17 protein-coding genes are annotated in these 19,264 nt (G+C 69.8%); 13 read left to right on the top strand and 4 right to left on the bottom strand.

The features are described 5' to 3' along the window. The first annotated feature begins 271 nt into the window (after window positions 1-271). Complete coding sequence (locus tag CFB39_RS37350; RefSeq protein WP_089429489.1) at window positions 272-979, top strand: FadR/GntR family transcriptional regulator; 708 nt, start codon at window positions 272-274, stop codon at window positions 977-979. 22 nt (window positions 980-1,001) lie between these two features. Here CFB39_RS37350 and CFB39_RS37345 read toward each other — a convergent pair whose 3' ends face one another. The 4 genes from CFB39_RS37345 to CFB39_RS37330 all read right to left on the bottom strand — a co-directional run bounded on the left by CFB39_RS37345 (window position 1,002) and on the right by CFB39_RS37330 (window position 5,169). Further along, on the bottom strand, window positions 1,002-2,024 hold the full coding sequence (locus tag CFB39_RS37345; RefSeq protein WP_089476802.1) for a methyltransferase: 1,023 nt from the start codon (window positions 2,022-2,024) through the stop codon (window positions 1,002-1,004). A 77-nt stretch (window positions 2,025-2,101) separates the two neighbouring features. Continuing rightward, window positions 2,102-3,202, bottom strand: a complete 1,101-nt coding sequence (locus tag CFB39_RS37340) for a 3-dehydroquinate synthase II family protein (protein ID WP_089476801.1) — start codon at window positions 3,200-3,202, stop codon at window positions 2,102-2,104. Between the two features lie 49 nt (window positions 3,203-3,251). After that, a complete protein-coding gene (locus tag CFB39_RS37335) occupies window positions 3,252-4,316 on the bottom strand; it encodes a 3-dehydroquinate synthase II family protein (protein WP_089476800.1) in 1,065 nt (354 codons plus the stop codon). 52 nt (window positions 4,317-4,368) lie between these two features. After that, a complete protein-coding gene (locus tag CFB39_RS37330) occupies window positions 4,369-5,169 on the bottom strand; it encodes a 2-amino-3,7-dideoxy-D-threo-hept-6-ulosonate synthase (RefSeq protein ID WP_089476799.1) in 801 nt (266 codons plus the stop codon). Window positions 5,170-5,454: 285 nt separating this feature from the next. Between CFB39_RS37330 and CFB39_RS37325 the strand changes: the two genes are divergently transcribed. The 12 genes from CFB39_RS37325 (at window position 5,455) to CFB39_RS37270 (ending at window position 19,257) form a co-directional block, all read left to right on the top strand. After that, window positions 5,455-6,501 (top strand): LLM class flavin-dependent oxidoreductase, encoded by a 1,047-nt coding sequence (locus CFB39_RS37325; protein WP_254600128.1) that lies wholly within the window; start codon window positions 5,455-5,457, stop codon window positions 6,499-6,501. A gap of 40 nt (window positions 6,502-6,541) precedes the next feature. Continuing rightward, on the top strand, window positions 6,542-7,768 hold the full coding sequence (locus CFB39_RS37320) for an FAD-dependent monooxygenase (RefSeq protein WP_089476797.1): 1,227 nt from the start codon (window positions 6,542-6,544) through the stop codon (window positions 7,766-7,768). Window positions 7,769-7,832: 64 nt separating this feature from the next. Continuing rightward, window positions 7,833-8,360 carry a flavin reductase family protein gene (locus CFB39_RS37315; protein WP_089476796.1) on the top strand — a complete coding sequence of 176 codons (528 nt, stop codon included), beginning with the start codon at window positions 7,833-7,835 and terminating at the stop codon, window positions 8,358-8,360. 122 nt (window positions 8,361-8,482) lie between these two features. Further along, complete coding sequence (locus tag CFB39_RS37310) at window positions 8,483-9,406, top strand: LysR family transcriptional regulator (protein ID WP_089476795.1); 924 nt, start codon at window positions 8,483-8,485, stop codon at window positions 9,404-9,406. Window positions 9,407-9,506: 100 nt separating this feature from the next. Next, the gene (locus CFB39_RS37305; RefSeq protein WP_089476794.1) at window positions 9,507-11,609 is read left to right on the top strand and encodes an FUSC family protein; all 2,103 of its coding nucleotides are present in this window, start codon (window positions 9,507-9,509) and stop codon (window positions 11,607-11,609) included. Continuing rightward, on the top strand, window positions 11,599-11,793 hold the full coding sequence (locus CFB39_RS37300; RefSeq protein ID WP_089429479.1) for a DUF1656 domain-containing protein: 195 nt from the start codon (window positions 11,599-11,601) through the stop codon (window positions 11,791-11,793). The genes CFB39_RS37305 and CFB39_RS37300 overlap by 11 nt, the downstream gene beginning before the upstream one ends. A 24-nt stretch (window positions 11,794-11,817) precedes the next feature. Continuing rightward, window positions 11,818-12,732 carry an HlyD family secretion protein gene (locus tag CFB39_RS37295; protein WP_089476793.1) on the top strand — a complete coding sequence of 305 codons (915 nt, stop codon included), beginning with the start codon at window positions 11,818-11,820 and terminating at the stop codon, window positions 12,730-12,732. A gap of 11 nt (window positions 12,733-12,743) precedes the next feature. Beyond that, window positions 12,744-14,219 (top strand): efflux transporter outer membrane subunit, encoded by a 1,476-nt coding sequence (locus CFB39_RS37290; protein WP_089476830.1) that lies wholly within the window; start codon window positions 12,744-12,746, stop codon window positions 14,217-14,219. Between the two features lie 57 nt (window positions 14,220-14,276). Further along, on the top strand, window positions 14,277-14,717 hold the full coding sequence (locus CFB39_RS37285; RefSeq protein ID WP_089476792.1) for a hypothetical protein: 441 nt from the start codon (window positions 14,277-14,279) through the stop codon (window positions 14,715-14,717). Between the two features lie 53 nt (window positions 14,718-14,770). Continuing rightward, window positions 14,771-15,514 (top strand): hypothetical protein, encoded by a 744-nt coding sequence (locus CFB39_RS37280; RefSeq protein ID WP_089476791.1) that lies wholly within the window; start codon window positions 14,771-14,773, stop codon window positions 15,512-15,514. A 1,021-nt stretch (window positions 15,515-16,535) separates the two neighbouring features. Next, complete coding sequence (locus tag CFB39_RS37275; protein ID WP_089476790.1) at window positions 16,536-17,675, top strand: ATP-binding protein; 1,140 nt, start codon at window positions 16,536-16,538, stop codon at window positions 17,673-17,675. A gap of 424 nt (window positions 17,676-18,099) precedes the next feature. Continuing rightward, entirely contained in the window at window positions 18,100-19,257 is a 1,158-nt protein-coding gene (locus tag CFB39_RS37270) for an efflux RND transporter periplasmic adaptor subunit (protein WP_089429474.1), read from the top strand. Window positions 19,258-19,264: the final 7 nt, after the last annotated feature.

Below are 19,264 nucleotides of genomic sequence, written 5' to 3'. Positions count from 1 at the left end.
CGGCGGATATGCCGCGCCCTCGAGTCGGAAGACGGGCCGCTCTTGCAACGGCGACCTCGACTGAACAGCGAATGGGAATCATTTACGCCGACGCAGCGCAGGTAAATGCCGGCGGAAGCAATCAACGAATGCGCGGCACGCAACTGACGGCCGCAGGTTTATTCGTCTGACGTTAACAAAATGTCACGTTTGAATGTCGTTATCCTGAACGACTAAACGATTGATCGGATGATAGGATAGCGACACCCTCAAGCTTCAAGCGAAACACGCAATGTCAAGCCTGCCCCCGGCCACCCGACACTCGCTCGTCGATTCGGCGATCGATATCCTCAAATCCAATATCACTTCCGGCATCTGGCGCGTCGGTCAGCGCATTCCGACCGAGCTCGATCTCGCGAAACAGCTCGAGGTCGGGCGCAACACGGTGCGCGAGGCGGTTCGCACGCTCGCGTATTCCGGCGTGCTCGAAGTGCGCCAGGGCGACGGCACCTACGTGCGCCGCAATGTCGATCCGGCCGAGACGATGCGCGACGTCGATCGCGCCGCGCGCAGCGACCATCTCGAGCTGCAGTGCATGCTCGAAACGGAATGCGCGCGCTACGCGGCGCGCCGGCGCACGGACGAGGATCTCGCGACGCTGCGCAAGCTGCTGAAGGCGCGTGGCGAGCGCGAAGCGTCGCGCGACGTGAAGAAGTTCGTCGAGCGTGACCGCGCGTTTCATATCGCCGTGGCCGCCGCATCGCACAATCACGCGCTCGAAGCGCTGTATCGCTACTTCTCGGGCTCGATCCTCGCGAACGTCGAGGACATCCTCGTCGAACTCGACGAGGCCGAGATCCCCGAACCGGACATGCGAGCGCACCAGGCGGTGCTCGACGCGATCGAACAGCGCGACGAGAACAAGGCCGTTCGCGCGACGCTCGCGATCCTCAAGCCGCAAATGACCTGGCTCGAAACCCGCGAGACGCCCGCCGCCTGACGCGCCCGTCGCACCCAGCGCGCTACGAGGCGACGGCCTCGATCACGTCGATCTGCCCGTCCGGCGCGGAGCGGACTCCGGCGGGCCGCCAGCCGGCGGCGCCGAGCAGCGCGTCGTATTCGTCCCGCGTGCGCTCGCGGCCGCTGCCCCAGCACATCATGTGGATGTCGTAGAGCTTCGAGAAATGCGCGACGCCCGGCGCCGGCACGACCCGTTCGATCACGAACACGCGTGCGCCGTCCCGGGCGCTTTCGCGTGCCCGCTTGAGGATCGCCACGCACTCGGCGTCGTTCCAGTCGTGCAGGATCAGCTTCAGCAAGTAGACGTCGGCCGCCGGCACCGCGTCGAACATGTTGCCGCCCGTCTTGCTGCAGCGTGCGCTCACACCCATGCGCTGCGCCCAGTCGTCCGCATCGCCGTCGATCACTTCGGGCAGGTCGAACACGACGCCGGTCAGCAACGGGAATCGCCGCAGCAGGCTGCACAGCATGTGCCCCTGGCCGCCGCCGATGTCGCACGCATGCGTGCCCGGCGCGAACGTGACGTCGCGCAGCGCATCGACCACCTGTTCCGACTGTACGGTCGAGAAGCTCGACATCGCGCGCTTGAAATCGGTCCGGTAGCGTTCGTGGTCCTTCGCATAGTCGAACGCCATCGCGCCGAACTCGCGGACGAAACCGTTCTGCTGCCCCTCGCGCACCATGTCGGGCAGATGCGCCCAGATCGCGTAATGCTCCGGCCCTTCCTGCAGCAGCACGAAATCACGCAGCGTGCTCGGGGCGTCCGCATGCAGCAGCGCCCCCGACGCGGTGGCCCGGAAGCCGCGGCGCGTGTCCTCGTCGAGCAGGCCGAGCGACGCGAGCGCGCGCAGCAGCCGGTACAGCAGCGGCTCGTCGACATCGAGCTTCGCCGCGAGCGCGGCCGACGACACCGGCGCATCCGTGGTGACCGCATCAAACACGCCGAGCCGCGTGCCCGCATACAGGATCCGGCTGCGCCACCGTCCGAACAGCGTATCCAGCACCTGTTTTGCCGCATTTTCCATAAAGTACTCCTGAACATGAGCCGACCGCGCCGGCACGTGACGCACCGGGCGATCGCATCGTCAATGAAGCATGCGGATCACTGCTCGTGCAGGAATTCCCGGATCGGGTAGCCGACGTGGCGCTGCGCATCGAGCGTGTAGCCGAGGATGCGGTCGCCGCGCTTGAGCTCCGTGATGTTGTGCACGCTGCCTTTCGGCCCGAGCACGCGCACGTGCCAGTCGTCCTGCGCGATGATGTTGATCGCGCGATTGGCGGCATTCTTCGCCTCGATCAGCAGCAGCGGCCGCGTCTCGACCTTCGCGCGCCCGACCACGACGCGGCGCGCCTTGCCCTGCACGTTGACGGCGAGGATCTCCGCGCCCGATTCGAGCTCGGCGAGATAGCGCGTGCGGTTGTCCGGCGCGACGACGTACGAATGGAGCGCGGCCGCGTTCACGCGGAACGGGCGCGTCGGCATGTACGGCAGCGGGTGCGTCTCGCTGCTGATGAGGATCATGCCGGTCGAATACGAGCCGACGAGGATGCCCTCGTCCTGCTCGAAGCGCGAGCAGGTGTCGACGCACACGCGTTCGCCCGGCCCGAGGTGCGTGAGCCCGACGATCTCGATTTCCTCGAGCTGCAGATCCTCGACCGTGTCGCTGCAGATCGACACGAGCTGCGTGGCCTGCCCGACCTGCGTCGGCGTGAGCAGCACGCCTTCGGGGCCGCGCTGCAGCACGTTCAGCGTGACCTCCGCATCCTCCAGGTCGGCGACGACCGTGATCAGCTCGCCCGACGCCTGATCGGCAGCGGCCAGCAGGATCTCGAGCGGGATCTTGCTCGGGTCCTGCAGGAATTCGACGAGCAGCCACGGCGTCGTGGTCGACAGCTCGCAGGCGCGCGTGAGCGTCGCCTCGCCCGTCACCTCGATGAACACGCCGAGTTCGACACCATCCGGCACCGCGAAATCGACGGGCAGGCCATCCTTCACGAGGATGATCTGCACCTGCTCGAGCAGCGCGGTATCGGCCGGCTGCCGATCGACGACCGCGACCTTGCACGCGCTGGGCGGCAGCCGCCCGGCCTGCGCCGCATCCTTCACGACGAATGCGGACACGCCGACATGCAGCGCTTCCTCGGTGATCTCGTCCGCGAGCTCGCCGATGTTGCGCAGGTCAATCCAGGAAAGCTTCTTCAAGGCCAATCTCCTTCGAAGGGGATAACGCAGGTTGAGTGACAGGATGAAACTAGCGGCTGACGGAAACGACCGAACGCGACGCGGCGGCCCTCATCCGGCAATCCACCCAGCCGGCGCCCGGTTCGTAGCCGGCAAGCCGGACGCCGGGCGCGACATCGGCGAGACCGACGCGCGCGCCGTCGTCGGTCCGGAACCGTACGGCGCGGTCGCCGCGCATCACGACACGCGTGTTCGCGCCGGACGCGCTGCGCGTGTGCAGTGCGACGAGCGGCGCGGATTCGATCCGCACGCGGCCGACCACGATCGCGCGCGTGTCGCCGGCCGCGCCGACCGTCAGGATCCGCTCGCCGGAACGCAGGAGCGAAAGCTGGCGCGCGCGGTCGCCGCCGCAGAACACGAACGATTCGGCCGAACCCGCGTCGATGCCGAACGTGAGCGGCCGGCCCAGCGGGTGCGCGGCGCCGGCCGCGACGACGAGCAGCATGCTGGTCGCGCTCGCGCCGGCCAGCACGCACTCTTCGCCGTCCAGCTGCGAACAGCCGTCGATCACCGCATGCAGCCCGGTGCCGAGCGGCTCGACGCGCTGCACCTCGAATGTCTTCAGCTTCAGCGGCTCGCGTGCGCGCAGCTCGCCGCATGCGGCCAGCACGCCACGCAACGCGGCGGCGTCGCGCGGGGCGAACGCGATGTCGACCGGCGACTGCGCATGCTTGCGCGCGAGGTAGGCCGCGCCGTGCGGATCGGCCAGCGACACGACGATGCGGCACGCGGCCTCGCGGACACTCGCGAGCAGGCGCTCGAGCGGCACCGTGGTCGCGAGCGCGTAGTCGATCAGGACGAGCGCGTGCCGCGCGATCGCGGTGCGCACGGCATCGAAATCGGCCGCGCCGTCAATCCTCACGCGAACGCCTGCGAGCGGCGCATGCACGTCGTCGACCAGCGTTGCGACGCCCGGCGTCGATACGGACAGTTGCGCCGCCGCGCCGGGCGCGCACGTGTCGCGCTCGGCCTCGGCCACCACGAAACGGCACGCGCCGGCCCTCGCTGCGTCGGCCGCGACGGTGCCTGCCTGCGCGCCGAGCGCGCGCAGGTCGATCCACGGATAGCGATGCATGGAAATCCTCTACGGTCGGAATGAACCGGGCGCGACGGCCCGGCGCACCGGCTCAGGCGGCCAGGTGCGCGGCACGCCGCTCGACACCGTGCACGGCGTCGGACAGGCGGCGGATCAGCGGTGCGGCCTTCGGCGCGGCGAACACGTTGCGACCGGCCGCGATGCCGAGCGCACCCGCGTTCATCACGCGCGACGTGAACGCGACGAACTCGTCTTCCGGCAGCTTCGCGCCGCCCGCGACCAGCACCGGCAGCGACGAGCCGGCGATGATGTCGGCCATGCTCGCGGCGTCGCCGCTGTACGGCAGCTTGACGATGTCGGCGCCGAGATCCGCCGCGACGTTCGCCGCGTGGGCAATCAGTTCGGTCTGCGGACGATCGCCGAGGCCCGGGCCGCGCGGATAGATCATCGCGAGCAGCGGCAACGACCAGCGCGCGCACTCGGTCGCGATGCGGCTCAGGTCGAGCAGCTGCTGGTTTTCCGTCTTCGAGCCGAGATTCACGTGCACGCTGACCGCGTCCGCGCCGCATGCGAGTGCATCCTCGACGCTCGCGAACAGCGTCTTCGCGTTCACGTCCTCCGCGTAGCGCGTGCAGCCGTTCAGGTGCACGACGAGCGCGAGATCGCTCAGCACGTCGGGAGACAGGAAGCGTGCGCGGCCGCGATGCACGACGATCGCGTCGCCGCCGTGCGCGGCGATGTCGCCCACCAGTTGCCGCAACTGCTGCGGAGGGGCGATGGGCCCGTCCGCGAGCGAATGGTCGAGCGGCACCATCAGACACTTGCCCGACGCGGCACGCACCACCCGCCGCATCCTGAGCGCCTTGCCAGAAACCGATAGAAGAGCGTCCATCCTTGATTCCTCGCCAGAAATGGAGAGGCCGGCCCGTGCGACTTCAGCCTGCCCCCGGAGTGCCCGCTTGCGGGCGGAACTGGAGCAACAACCGAGCAACGCTTGCAGCAAATCTTGCGTCGTGTAAGACTTGCATAGACCCAATCATCCTATGATTGGATCATCCTTGCAAGTACATTGCGAGCGATCCTGTTTCCCGACCGGGGGACGCATTCGACGTGGCATCGGTTCCCCTTTGCAGACAACGGCAGCACATCAACCTGTGAGGTGTCTATGAAGTTCGGCGTGTCCTTTTTGCCCGATACCGGCCCGGCCGACCGCCCGGCGGCCGATTACTACGCGAACGCGCTGAAGCTCAGCGCGCTGGGGGACCGGCTCGGCTACACGTACGTGAAGATGACCGAGCACTACCTGAAGCCGTATGGCGGCTACAGCCCGTCGCCGCTGATGTTCCTCGCGGCCGCGGCCGCGCAGACGAAGTCGATCCGCCTGATGACGGGCGGCATCCAGGCGTCGTTCCATCATCCGATCCAGCTCGCGGCCGAGGCCGCGCAGCTCGACGCGATCTCGAACGGGCGGCTCGAGCTGGGCTTCGCGCGCGCGTTCCTGCCGTACGAATTCGAGGCGTTCGGCATCGACCTCGATTCGAGCAAGGCACGCTTCCAGCAGACGATCGACGCGACGGTGCGCCTGCTCGCCGAGGAATCGGTCAGCGAGGACACGCCGTTCTTCCGCTACCGCGACGCGCAATCGCTGCCGCGCCCGACGCAGCAGCCGCGTCCACCGGTCTGGGTCGCCGCGCTGCTCACGCCGTCCAGCTTCGAGTGGATCGGCGAACGCGGCTTCAACCTGCTGATGGCCGCGCCGCCGCGCAAGGACGCGCTCGCGAAGACGCAGGACATGGTGGCCCTCTATCGCGAGACGTTCGAGCGCCATCACGGCCACACCGGCCGCCGGCCGCAGGTCGCGATCAGCATCCCGCTGATGATCGGCACGTCGGACGCGCACGCGCTGGCGCTCGCGGAGCCGCGCCTGCGCCATCACTGGCGCTATTTCGCGGACGCCGCGAAGTCGTGGGAGCAGGTGCAGTCGTCGGCCTACCAGGGCTACAACGAGGCGATGAAGAACAAGATGGGCGGCATGGACACGGCCGACCTCGACGCGACCGCCGTGCTCGGCACGCCCGACACCGTGCGCCAGCGCATCCGCGCGCTGGAAGCCGATCTCGGGCTCGACGCGATCCTGTGGCACATCGACTACGGTGCGCAGCCGTACGAGCTGATGAGCAACAACCTGGAAGTGTTCGCCCGCGACGTGCTGCCGGGGCTATGACGCCATGCCGATCTCTTCCGGACCCACGGCGGACTCGCCCATGACACCGTCCCTGTCACTCGACACGATCGTCGTCGGCGCCGGCATCGGCGGCCTGGCCGCCGCGCTCGCGCTGCGCCGCGCCGGCCATCGCGTCACCGTCCTCGAGCAAAGCCGGGCGTTCCGGGAAGTCGGCGCGGGGCTGCAGGTCGTGCCGAACGCCACGCGCGCGCTGCGTGCGCTCGGCGTGCTCGACCGGCAGCGGCTGGCCGCCGTCGCCCCGACCGCGACGATCCGCCGCCGCTGGCAGGACGGCAGCCTGCTCGGTTCCTTCCCGCTCGGCCACGACGTCGAGGCCGCCTTCAACGCGCCTTACTGGAACGCGCATCGCGCCGACCTGCATGCCGCGCTGCTCGACGCCGTGCGCGACCCGGACACGGCCGGCCCGCCCGTCGCCGTGCTCGGCGGCATCGCGGTGCGCGGGCTCGACGCGTGCGGGCCGGACGGCGCGACCGTCGTCGATGCGGCGGGCACGCGCTGGCGCGCGGATCTCGTCGTCGCGGCCGACGGCATTCACTCGACGCTGCGCCACGCGCTGCTCGGCGACGATGCGCCGCACTACAGCGGCGACGACGCGTATCGCGCGCTGATCGACGTCGACGCGATCGATCCGCACTCGCCCGTGTTCGAGATCGTCAAGGAGCCGCAGGTGACGATCTGGCTCGGGCCCGGCCGGCACGCGATCCATTACTGGGTGCGCGAGCGCCGGCTGCTGAACCTCGTCGTGATCGTGCCGGGCGACGGCAGCACGCGCGAATCGTGGAGCAGCAAGGGTGACCGCGCGACGCTCGAGGCCGAGCTCGATGGCTGGGACCCGCGCCTCGTCGGGCTGATCCGCTGCGCGTCGGACCTGAGCCGCTGGTCGCTGCACGACCGCCAGCCGCTCACGCGCTGGGTGTGGGACAGCGTATGCCTGCTCGGCGACGCGTGCCATCCGATGCTGCCGTACCAGTCGCAGGGCGCCGCGCAGGCGCTCGAGGACGCGGTCGTGCTCGGCCGGTGCGTGACGGGGCTCGCGTCGAAGGACGCCCTCGGCGCCGCGCTGGTCGAGTACCAGCGCTTGCGGATCGACCGCAGCGCGCGGATCCAGCTCGCGTCGGCCGGCAACGGCGGCGTGTTCCACCTGCCCGACGGCCCCGAGCAACAGGCGCGCGACGCCGAGCTCAAGTCGCGCCGCGCCGACTTCAAGTCCTACCACTGGACCTGGGCCGACGCGTACCAGCTTTGACGCCCGTCCCGGTGCCGCGTGGTACGACCCGCGGCACCGGGGCTCCTCGTGACAGGACCGCATCATGACGAACACCGTGGACATTGCGCAGCAACTGAAACAGGCGATGCGCGGCGTGGCCGCCACCGTCACGATCGTCACGACCGGTGGCGACGGCGCAGCCGCCGCCCCGTGTGCGCTGACCGCCAGCTCGTTCACCTCCGTCGCGCTCGATCCGCCGACCGTGCTGGTGTGCATCAACCGGCGCGCCAGCATTCACGCGTCGATCACCGGCCGCCGGCGCTTCTGCGTGAACGCGCTGCGCAGTTGCCACGTGCCGCTCGCGCTCGCGTGCAGCACGACAGGCTCCGACACGCGCTTCGCGCACGACGCGTGGCGCACCGACGCGGCGACCGGGCTGCCCTACCTCGAGAACGCGCAGACGTCGTTCTTCTGCGACACGCTCGAACAGGTCGAGGTGGGTTCGCATTCGATCCTGGTCGGACGGGTCACGCGCGTTGCGATGTCCGACGACGTGAACCCGCTGATGTACGTGAACGGCGCGTTCGCCGCCGTCCGCTCGCTGCCGCCCGATGCCGGCGCCGGCCAATGACACCCCGATGCGTGCGTCACGCGTGATGCCGCGCGCAATCGTTGCGTGCGCTGCAGTCACGCTGCGCGCGCGGATCCCGCACTACCATTGCGCCGCATGCACGCGATGACACGGAGAAGCCGATGGCACCCGACCTGAACCTGCTGATTTCACTCGACGCGCTGCTCGAAGAGGGTAGCGTCGTCGGCGCCGCACGCCGCATGAACCTGAGCCCGCCCGCGATGAGCCGCACGCTCGCGCGCATCCGCGAAACGGTCGGCGACCCGATCTTCGTGCAGGCCGGCCGCAAGATGGTGCCGACGCCGCGCGCGCTCGAACTGCGCGGCGCCGTCCGCGAAGCCGTGGAGCGCGCGTCGCAGTTGCTCGCCCCGTCCGCGGAAATCGATCTCGGCACGCTCGACAAGCAGTTCAACGTGCGCGCGAACGACATCTTCGTCGGCCTGCACAGCAGCCGCCTGCTCGAGGAGATGGCGCGCGGGATGCCGCGCGCGATGCTGCGCTTCATGCCCGAGGAAGACGACATCGACGACGACGCGTTGCGCAGCGGCCGCATCGACCTGTTCATCAGCGCGTCGCGCCGCCTCGGGCCGGAGATTCGCGTCCAGCCGCTGTTCACGACGACCTTCGTCGGCCTCGCGCGCGACGATCACCCGATCTTCGACGACGACATCACGCCCGAGCGCTTCGCGCGCTGGCCGCACATCGGCGTGTCGCGGCGCGGCAAGTCGGCGGGGCCGATCGACGACGCGCTCGCCGCGCGCGGCCTCGCGCGGCAGGTGCTGCTCGTCGTGCCGACGCCGTATGCGGCGATCTTCGCGTTGCAGGCATCGGACCTGATCCTGCCGCTGCCCGAGCATCTCGCGCGCGGCGCGGTGCGGGCCGGGCTCGGCGTGCGCGCGTTCGAGCTGCCGGTGCCGCTCGAAACCGTGCTGATCACGCAGGCGTGGCATCCGCGCTTCCAGAGCGACCCCGCGCACCAGTGGCTGCGGCGTGTCGTGCGCGGGCTGTGTACCGGCCAGCCGGCGCTGCATCCGGCGCACGCATGACGCATGCGTCGTACGCACTCGTCGAGTGCAAAGACGTCACTGTTCCGCATGCATCGCTCGACCGTAGACTGGCTTCGTCCTTTCTCATGGAGCAAGCGCAGTGCATGACGCAGCCGATCAGACGCGCGCCGTCGCGGCGCCGCCCCGCCGCCTGAATCGCGCGGCCGCGGCGCTGATCGCGCGCATCGACATCTTCACGCCACGCGGTGCGTATGTCGCGCGCTCGGTCATCGCCGCCGCGCTCGCGCTCGGCGTCGCGTACCTGCTCGAACTGGAAACGCCGTACTCGGCGGCATCGACGGTGCTGCTCGTGATCAATCCCGTGCAGGGCGCGGTGATCGGCAAGGGCGTGTGGCGCGTGGTCGGCACGATCGCGGGGATGGTCGTCGCGTTCGTGCTGATGGGCGGCTTCGCGCAGCAGCCGCTGCTGTTCATTCTCGGCTTCGCGTTCTGGCTCGGCGTCTGCGTCGCCGGCATGACGCTGCTGCGGCACTTCCGCGCGTCGGGCACCGTGGTGGCCGGCTACACGATCGGCCTCGCGACCTACGGCGCGATGCAGCATCCCGAGCTGACCTTCGAGCACGTGATCGGGCGCGGCTCGACGGTCGCGATCGGCGTGCTGTGCCTGAGCCTCGTGTCGATGCTGCTCGGCACGCGCGATGTCCACGCAAAACTCGAAGCGCTGGTGACGCGCATCACGGCCGACGTCGCGCGGGTCATCGCCGCGCAGCGCAACGGCCTCGCGGCGGCGCCCGCCGACGACAAGCGGCACGCGCTGTTCGCCGGCATCTACGGCATCGACGATCTGCTCGCGCTCGGCAAGGCCGAATCGGAAGATCTCGCGCAGCGCGCGGCCGCCGTGCGGCACGGGATGGCGTCGCTGTTCGGCGCGCTCGTGGGCGGCACACCGCCGCTGCCGGCCGACAGCCCCGGCGCGCAAGCGGTCGCGTCGCTGCAGCCGCGTCTCGCGGCCGCGTGGCAGGCCGCCGCCGATGCGTTGGGTGAAGGCCCCGGCGGTGCGGCGCACGCGCTTGCGCGGCTGGCCGATGCGCGCGAACGCCTGCGTGTGGCGCTCGACGGTATCGCGCTCGGCGATCCGCGCGACGAAGCGGCGTTATTGATCGCCGGCGAACGATTGATCGAACAGATCGACGACTATTGCGCGGCGCTCGACGGCCTCGTCGAATTGCAGCGCCCGCGGCCGAGCTATCGGCCCGCACGGGTGCGCTTTCACCGCGACACGGGGGCGGCCCTGCGCAACGGCGTGCGCTCGGCCTGCGCGATCGCGATCTCCGGTGCGTTCTGGCTCGTCACCGGCTGGAACCAGGGCGACATGATGCTGCTCGTCGTCGCGCCGTACTGCGCGCTGCTCGCGACCGCCGGCAACCCGGCCGCCGGCGCGCAGGCGTTCATCAAGGGCACGGTGCTGGCCGTGCCGGCCGCGTTCGTGTGCGCGTTCGGCATCCTGCCGCGCATCGAAGGCTTTCCGCTGCTCGTCGTCGCGCTCGCGCTGTTCTGGATGCCCGGCATCTATGCGACGAGCGTGCCGAAGACCGCGCTCGCGGGGCTCGCGTATCTCGTCGCGTTCAACACGCTGACCGGCGCGACCAATCCGTTCCGCCCCGACGTCGCGCTGTTCCTGAACCAGTCGGTCGCGTGGGTGCTCGCCACCTTCCTCACGCTGCTCACGTTCCGCTTGATCCTGCCGCGCAACCTGGCCACCGACGCCACGCGGCTGCGCCGCACGATCCGCGACGACACGCTCGCAGTCGTGGCGGGGAAGCGTGTCGTGGCGGCGGGCTGGCAGCAGCGCCAGCAGCACCGCATCGCGCAGCTCGGCGCGCTGCTCGCCGGCCAGCCGGCCGCGATGACGCAGGCGAGCATCGAAGCGCTCGCGGCGCTGCACGTCGGCAAGGAGTTGCTGCGGATTCGTCGCGGCGCCGAGCGTGACGGCCTGCCCGACATCGCGCGGCGCCGCGTGCGCGCCGGGCTCGCCGGCCTCGCGCGGCACGCGGCCGCCCCGACTCGTGCGGCCCGGCATGCGCGGCGCGCCGCGCACGCGCTCGCCGGCCTCGCCGCCGCGCAGCCGGGCAACACCGAACTGAAGTGGCTGATGGCCGCGTTCGCCGACGTCCACGTGCTGCTGCACACGTACGCCGCCTATTTCACCGCCGTTCCGGAGCGCACCCGCGATGCTCAGTGAATTCCCGCTGGCCGGCATCTACCTGCCGCCCTTTTTCGTCTATGCGTGCGCGACCGTGCCGCTTTACATGGCCGTGCGTGCGCTGCTCGCCCGGCTCGGCGTGCTGCGCCGCGTGTGGCATCCGGCGCTGTTCGAGTTCGCGATTTCGCTCGTGCTGGTCGCCACGCTGATCCTCTATTTCTAGTCTCTCGTCGGAACGTATCGCGTCATGTCGCTCAAACCCCTCACCCGAACCCTGCTGACGCTCGCCACGGTGGCCGTCGCGATCGTGCTGGTCGCCGCGCTCTGGCATGCGTACGTCCTCGCGCCGTGGACGCGGGACGCGCGTGTCAGCGCGCACGTCGTGCGGATCGCGCCCGAAGTGTCGGGCACCGTCGTCGACGTCGCGGTGGTCGACAACCAGCGCGTCGCGAAAGGCGACGTGCTGTACCGGATCGATCCGCAACGCTTCGCGCTGGCAGTGGAACAGGCGGAAGCGCAGGTCGCCGCGACCGCCGAGTCGATGCGCCAGAAGCGCGACGAAGCGCAGCGGCGCACCGGCCTCGACGATCTCGTGCCGCGCGAGGACATCCAGCGTTCGAGCCGCGCGGTGTCGATCGCGCAGGCCGAGCACCGCAAGGCGCTGGCCGCGCTCGACGTCGCGAAGCTCGACCTCGAGCGCACGACGCTGCGCTCGCCGGTCGACGGCTACGTGACGCAGCTGCGCCTGCGTCATGGCGACTACGCGGTCGAGGGCAAGCCCGGCATCTCGGTGCTCGACGCACACAGCTTCTGGATCACCGGCTATTTCGAGGAAACCAAGCTGCGCCGCATCACGACGGGTGCGCCGGCAACGATCAGGCTGATGGGCTTCGATCCGCTGCTGAGCGGGCACGTGACGAGCATCGGCCGCGGCATCGCGGACGAGAACGGCACGCTCGACGAACTCGGCCTGCCGGCCGTCAATCCGACCTTCAGCTGGGTGCGGCTCGCGCAGCGCATTCCGGTGCGCATCGAGATCGACCGGGTGCCGGCCGGCGTGCTGCTGGCGGCAGGCATGACGTGCAGCGTCGAAGTCGGCGAACGCGGGCGCGAACGCACGCCGCGCGGCCGGCTCGCGTCGTGGCTGCACGCGTGGATGTGAAGGGGGCGACGATGCGATGCCCGCTTCCCCCACTGCGTCCGACACGCTACGCGCGCACCTTCATCGCGGCCTGCACGTGCGCGCTGGCCGCATGCACGACGGTCGGCCCCGATTACGCGGCGCCGCAGCCCGTGCATCCATCCAGCTGGATCGCGTCGCGCGACACGGTAGCCGCCGATCCCGCGCAGTTGCAGGACTGGTGGCACACGTTCGGTGACGCGCAGCTCGATGCGCTGGTCGCGCAAGCGATCGCGCACAACCAGGATCTCGCGATCGCGCGCCAGCGGTTGCTGCAGGCGCGCGCCGAACGCGACCAGATCGCGAGCCGCCTCGGCCCGACCGTGACGGCGGGCGGGAACGCCGATGCGATCCGTTCGTCGCGGGCGCTCGACTGGCCGCCCGGCATCGGCCAGTCGCGCACCTACCGGCTCGGCTTCGATGCGTCGTGGGAACTCGACCTGTTCGGCGGCACGCGGCGCGCGGTCGAATCGGCCGATGCGCAGATCGACGCGCTCGACGATGATCGCCACGCGATCCTCGTGAGCCTGCTGGCCGAGCTCGCGTCGGATTACGCGGAACTGCGCGCGACCCAGGAGCGGCTGCGGATCGCGACGGACAACGTCGCGAGCCTCGACGCCACGCGGCGGCTGACCGAGCAGTCGAACCGGCGCGGCCTCGGCACGTCGTTCGCGGTCGCCCAGGCGCGGGCCGAGCTGCAGCTCGCGCAGGCGACGTTGCCGCCGCTGCATCAGGACGTCGCGCGGCTCGCCCATGCGATCGGCGTGCTCGTCGGCGGCTTTCCGGAAACGCTGCGCGCCACGCTGAGCGCGCCCGGCGCGACGCTGCCGGTCGCGCCCGCGCTGCCCGTCACGTTGCCGTCGGACGTGATCCGCGAGCGCCCCGACATCCGCGCCGCCGAACGGCGGCTGGCCGCCGCGACCGCGCAGATCGGCGTCGCGCGCGCCGAGCAGTTTCCGCATTTCGCGATTCCGTTGAGCCTCGGCACGACGGCCAGCCTCGTGCAGGACCTGTTCTCGGGCGCGAGCGTCGCGTGGTCGGTCGCACTCGACGGCACGCAGACGCTGTACGACGGCGGCCGCGCGAAAGCCGGCGTCGACGCCGCACGCGCGGCCGCCGAAGCCGCACGGCTCGCGTATGAGCAACGCATCCGCGGCGCGTTTCGCGATGTCGAGGACGCGCTGGTGGCGATCGGCGCCGCGCGCGACCAGCAGGCCATGCTCGCCGCGGCCGTCGACAGCAGCCAGGATGCGCAGTCGCGCGCGACGCGGCTGTACCGCAACGGCCTCGGCGAATACCTGTCGGTGCTGACCGCGCAGCGCGCGACGTACCGCGCGCGCGATGCGCTCGCACTCAGCCGGCTCGCGCAGGTGCAAGGCGCGATCGCGCTCTACAAGTCGCTCGGCGTCGGCTGGCGCGACGCGCCGCCGGTCGCGCAGGCCGGCGCGCCGCAAGCGAATGCGCAGTGAACGCCGCCACCCGGCGCCCCGACGCTTCGGCGTCGCTCATCCACCGGAGAAATCCCGATGCCCGCTCTCAATCCGAATGATTTCGCGTTACACGACATCCATCTCTTTCCGGTCTGCGTGTTTCGCGCCGAACACGCGACGCCGGGCTACGCGCCCCGCTGGGAAGGCGAGATCGACACGCTGATGCGCCACGGCGAGCCGTTCGTGATCGTCTACGTCGAACTCGATTCCGACGAAAGCCACGACGACCGCAAGCATCGCGCGGTCTGGCTCAAGCAGAACAAGGCAGCGCTGGGTGCCGTCTGCAAGGCGCTCATCAGCGTCGAACCCGATCCCGACCGGCGCGCTGAAGTGGCCGCGCAGGGTGAAGTCGCCGTCAAGGCATTCGGGATTCCGCATCATGCGGTGGCGTCGTTCGAGCAGGCCGTCTCGCTCGCCGCACGGCTCACGCGGCAGCCTTCGGGGAAGGACGCGCGGCAGGCCGGACAACCGGCATGACGCATGCCGGTGCGCCACGCCGCATTGCATTCACCCCCGACACGAGGGCCGGCATGCGCTATCCAAACCTGACGATCACGGGCTCGCACACGCTGGCGTCTTGTCCGTCGCGGCTCCCCGAACCCGGCGAAATCCTGTTGTGGCGACTGCGCGGCGAATGGCAGCTCGTCACCAGCGAGCGCGGCCATCTCTACCTGTCGAAAGCGGAACTGCGGCGTGCCCGCACGCATCCGAATCGCGCGCACGGCCGCCGCTTCGCGATCGGCCGGTCGGCGCTGCGCGCGATCCTGGGGACGCTGGCCGGCCGCGCGGCCGACGCGCTGACGCTGATCGACCGCGATGCCGACCATATCGCGGTCGCCGGCTGCGACTTGCTGGACGGACTCGACGTCGTGATCGGCCATGCCGGCATCTGGATCGTCATCGCGATCGCCCGTGGCCCGATCGGGCTGGGCATCGCGCAGACCAGCGCGCTCGCCGATCCGGTGTCGCGCGACCAGTTGCGGCTGGACAGCCTCTCGAATGCGTGCGGAACCGGACACGGCGCGACGCTCGGTTCACTGGCGCCGCTCGCGGGGGCATTCCGCGAGGTCGATACGCCGCATGCCGGCCGCTGGCGCCTGCTCGATATCCCGCTTTCCGGCCTGGCCTGCGCGGCGACCGTGGCCGCTCGCCGGATGGACCGGATCCACGCGGTGGGCTGGCGCGGCGAGCGGAAAGACTGGCTGGCCGATCGCGATCGGCATCTGCGGGCGGCGAAGGGGCGGGGTGAGGCTGCTAGCGTCGCGGCCGGATAGACCGGGTCGACATCCTCTTGTCGCATGCTTGCGCCACTCCCGGCGTCGACATCATCGATGGCAGCCGTTCATGGGACCGCACAAAGGTTGTCGGTTATGGGAGCCGGCGGCGTTGGAGCAAGGTGACGGTTCAATGTGCGTACCGGGCATGCCCGTGATCGACGCCCAGCCGAGCCGCCATGTTGCTGCGATCCGTTATCCGGCGACCATCGCACCCGCTTGTGCGCGCTTGCCCGCACGTCCCGGCGATTGCTGACCCAGTCACAATCGTCCTCCACCGCAACACGCGGATGACGGCGGTCTCGCTTGCATTCGCCCAGACTTCGCGTTCCTGAACGAATTCCGGAACGAACACGACCGCAAAGAGCCATCTGCGCCATTCATTCCTTTGTGGGATGACGGGCAATCGCCATCGCCCTGAAGAACCTCAGCGGGACTCCCGATCATTCCCGTCCGCTTTGCATACCGTTGGCGACCCGCCCCTGCGCCGAGGCGGCGGCCCCCCCTACGCAAGCGGGTTGCGCACCGATCGCCGAATTGCCATTCCGGCGACGTCGGGCCCTGCGTACCGCCCATACCGGCGCGTACCACGCGACGACATCACCATCGCCCACCTCCCGATGCATGCCGACCCGCCGTGTCATCGGGCAGCGCGTTTCGTGCGGTAACATTGCGACTCGATGGAGCCACTAGCAGAATCCAAAGCGGACACCATGACGCAAGCATCCCAACTGTCCCGCACTAATCGAGCTGTTCGGCCGCTGTCTCTGTCGGCCGGGAGCGATCCGGTCGACACCAGTGCGACCTTTTCCGCTCCTGGGCCACATGGCGCCTCCGGCGCCCCTGCCACCGGAACCCTCGACGCACCGACGCACGCAGCGACTTTCCGCACCGCTTCGGCCGCTCCTGACCGGCCCGCCGCTCACCCGCCCCGATCCCCCCTCTCCCCTGACACCACGGCAATCACACTGCACAACCTTCCCGTCGTGAATCGACGCAACGCCACGCTTGGGAGCACGAAATGAAACTCGGTGGTCTGGGCCGCAAGATTGCGGTGTCGATGGCGGAGCTGGCGCTCGGCATCATGCTGATCGTCGTGCTGATGACCTATGTGTTCTACTACGTGATGCTCCGGCACTGGGGCGAGTTCTGCCACCAGGCAAGCTGGATTCCGTCCCCCCCCGAGTGGATATGCCTGGGCATCACGCTGCTGATCGGCCTGATACTCGCCATTGTCGTGTCGACCCGGCTCGCGCATCGGATCCTGGTGCCGCTCAACTCGGTCGCGGACGGTATTCGCCGCGTCGCCAGGGGCGACCTGACCGCGCGCGCCGTCGCCGGCGATCGATCGATTCGCGAAGCCGCGCTGATCGCGGACGACTTCAATGCGCTCGCCGCCCAGCTGCAACGCATGACGGACGAGCAGGCATTCTGGAATGCCGCGATCGCGCACGAACTGCGTACGCCGGTCACGGTCCTGCGCGGTCGGCTGCAGGGTCTGGCCGAAGGCGTCTTCCAGCCGGGCGAGGCGCTGTTCCGAAGCCTGTTGACCCAGGCGGAAGGATTGACGCGCCTGATCGAGGATCTGCGCGTGATCAGCCTCGCCGAAAGCGGGCATCTGAGCGTCAATATCCAGGAGACCGACCTGGCGACGCACGTCAAGGCGGTCGTCGAGATGTTCGAGGATTCGCTGGCCGCGGCCGGTCAACACATGGTGCTCGATCTCGATACGCGGCCCGTGCGCTGCGACGCGTTCCGGATGCGCCAGGCGCTGCTCGCGCTGCTGGAGAACGCACGGCGTTACGCGGTGCCCGGTGCGATCCGCATTCACACCCGGGTCGAAAACGGTACGTGCCAGCTGGTGGTCGAAGACGACGGCCCAGGCATCCCCGCCGATTGCGCAGCCCGGATCTTCGATGCCTTCCGGCGCGTGGACGATACGCATTCCGACCAGAAGGGCGGCAGCGGCCTGGGGCTGGCCGTGGTGGCGGCCATCGCGCAGGCGCACGACGGAGAAGCATCGTGTCGCCCAACCGCGCGCGGCGGCACGTCGTTCGCGTTGCGCTGGCCCGACAGCCCCGCGTCGGGGCGCACGGCGGCATCGGATCGGAAGGATGCGGCGCTCGCCCCGCAACGCACCCTCGATGCCGACCCGCGGTAAGCCTCGCCGCAAGCGGTCGACACGCCCCGTGCGCCGGTCTGCCGCCCAGCGGCGCGGCGCACACGCCCTCCACCGCTGAACCAGGGCGCCCGTGACCCGCGCGAAGCGCACGCCGCTCCGGCCGAAGCGAACCTCTCAATAGCATCCCCCGGGCACCGGCCCGTGCATGCCAATGGCACGCACGGAGACCGGCATTTCATCAGATGATTGCGGCATTCCGGGATGCCCACCCCGCATCCGGATAACGACAAGCCGCCCCGGCGCCCGTCCTCTTCCGGCTCGCCCCGCCTGCCGATCGCCCATCGGCCAATCTTTCACCCGCTCCATCAAACCTCCATCTTTCCGCACAAAAAACTCCATCGGGCGCACGCACACTTCGATCCGAAAATGCGGGCCGCTGGGTGCCTGCGTCTATGGAGTCCACATGAAAAATCAGAAACGAGCCTGCTACGGCGCCGTGTGCGCGCTGGTGGCGGCGATGCTGGCGGGCTGCGGGCCCACCGAACAGCAGGCCGCCGCGCCGGCCACCCCGGTTGCGGCGATGACGCTGGCGGCCGCTCCCCTCGACCTGACCGAAGACCTGCCGGGCCGCGTCGCGGCCGTCCGGATCGCCGAGATCCGGCCGCAGGTCAGCGGCATCGTGCAGCGGCGGCTGTTCGAGCAGGGCACGGAAGTCCGTGCCGGCCAGCCGCTGTTCCAGATCAACCCGGCGCCGTTCAAGGCCGACATGGACACGGCCGCGGCGGCCCTGCAACGCGCGGAAGCCGCGCTCGCGCGGGCCAAGGTGCAGACCACCCGTCTCAAGCCGCTGGTCGAGGCCGACGCGATCAGCCGCCAGGTGTATGACGACTCGGTGTCGCAACGCGACCAGGCTGCCGCCGACGTCGCGCAGGCGCGCGCGACGCTCGCCCGCCGCCAGCTCGACCTGAAGTTCGCGACCGTCGAAGCGCCGATCACCGGCCGCATCGACCAGGCCCTCGTGACCGAGGGTGCGCTCGTCGCCAGCAGCGACAGCCAGCCGATGGCACGCATCCAGCAGATCGACCAGGTCTACGTGGACGTGCGCCAGCCGGCCGCGTCGCTCGAAGCGCTGCGCGGCGCGCTCGCGGCCCAGCCGGACACCGCGGGCAACGGGCTGCCGGTCGACGTGCTGCGCGACGACGACTCGCGCTACGACGTGAAGGGCCGCATGCTGTTCTCGGGCGTCAACGTCGATCCGGGCACCGGCGACGTGCTGCTGCGCGTGCTGGTCGACAACCCGAAGCGCGAGCTGCTGCCGGGCATGTACGTGCGTGCCCGCATCCCGCGTGGGCACTTCGAGAACGCGCTGACCGTGCCGCAACAGGCGATCGTCCGCGCGGGCGGCAAGCCGCAGGTCTGGGTGCTCGACGCGAAGAGCCAGGCGCACCTGAAGGCCATCGAGGTGGGCGAGCTGACGAACCGCAGCTATCGGATCAAGTCGGGTCTGCAGGCGGGCCAGAAGATCGTCGTCGAAGGCATGGAGCGCCTGAGCGACGGTGCGCCCGTGACGGCGACCGCCTGGAAGGCGCCTGAAGCGGTCAAGACCGCTTCGTCGCACTGAGTCACGG

Source organism: Burkholderia sp. AU6039, assembly GCF_002223365.1.
Lineage (GTDB): Bacteria > Pseudomonadota > Gammaproteobacteria > Burkholderiales > Burkholderiaceae > Burkholderia.
Note: the sequence above shows the minus strand (reverse complement) of the source record. Positions and strands in the feature narration are given on the sequence as shown.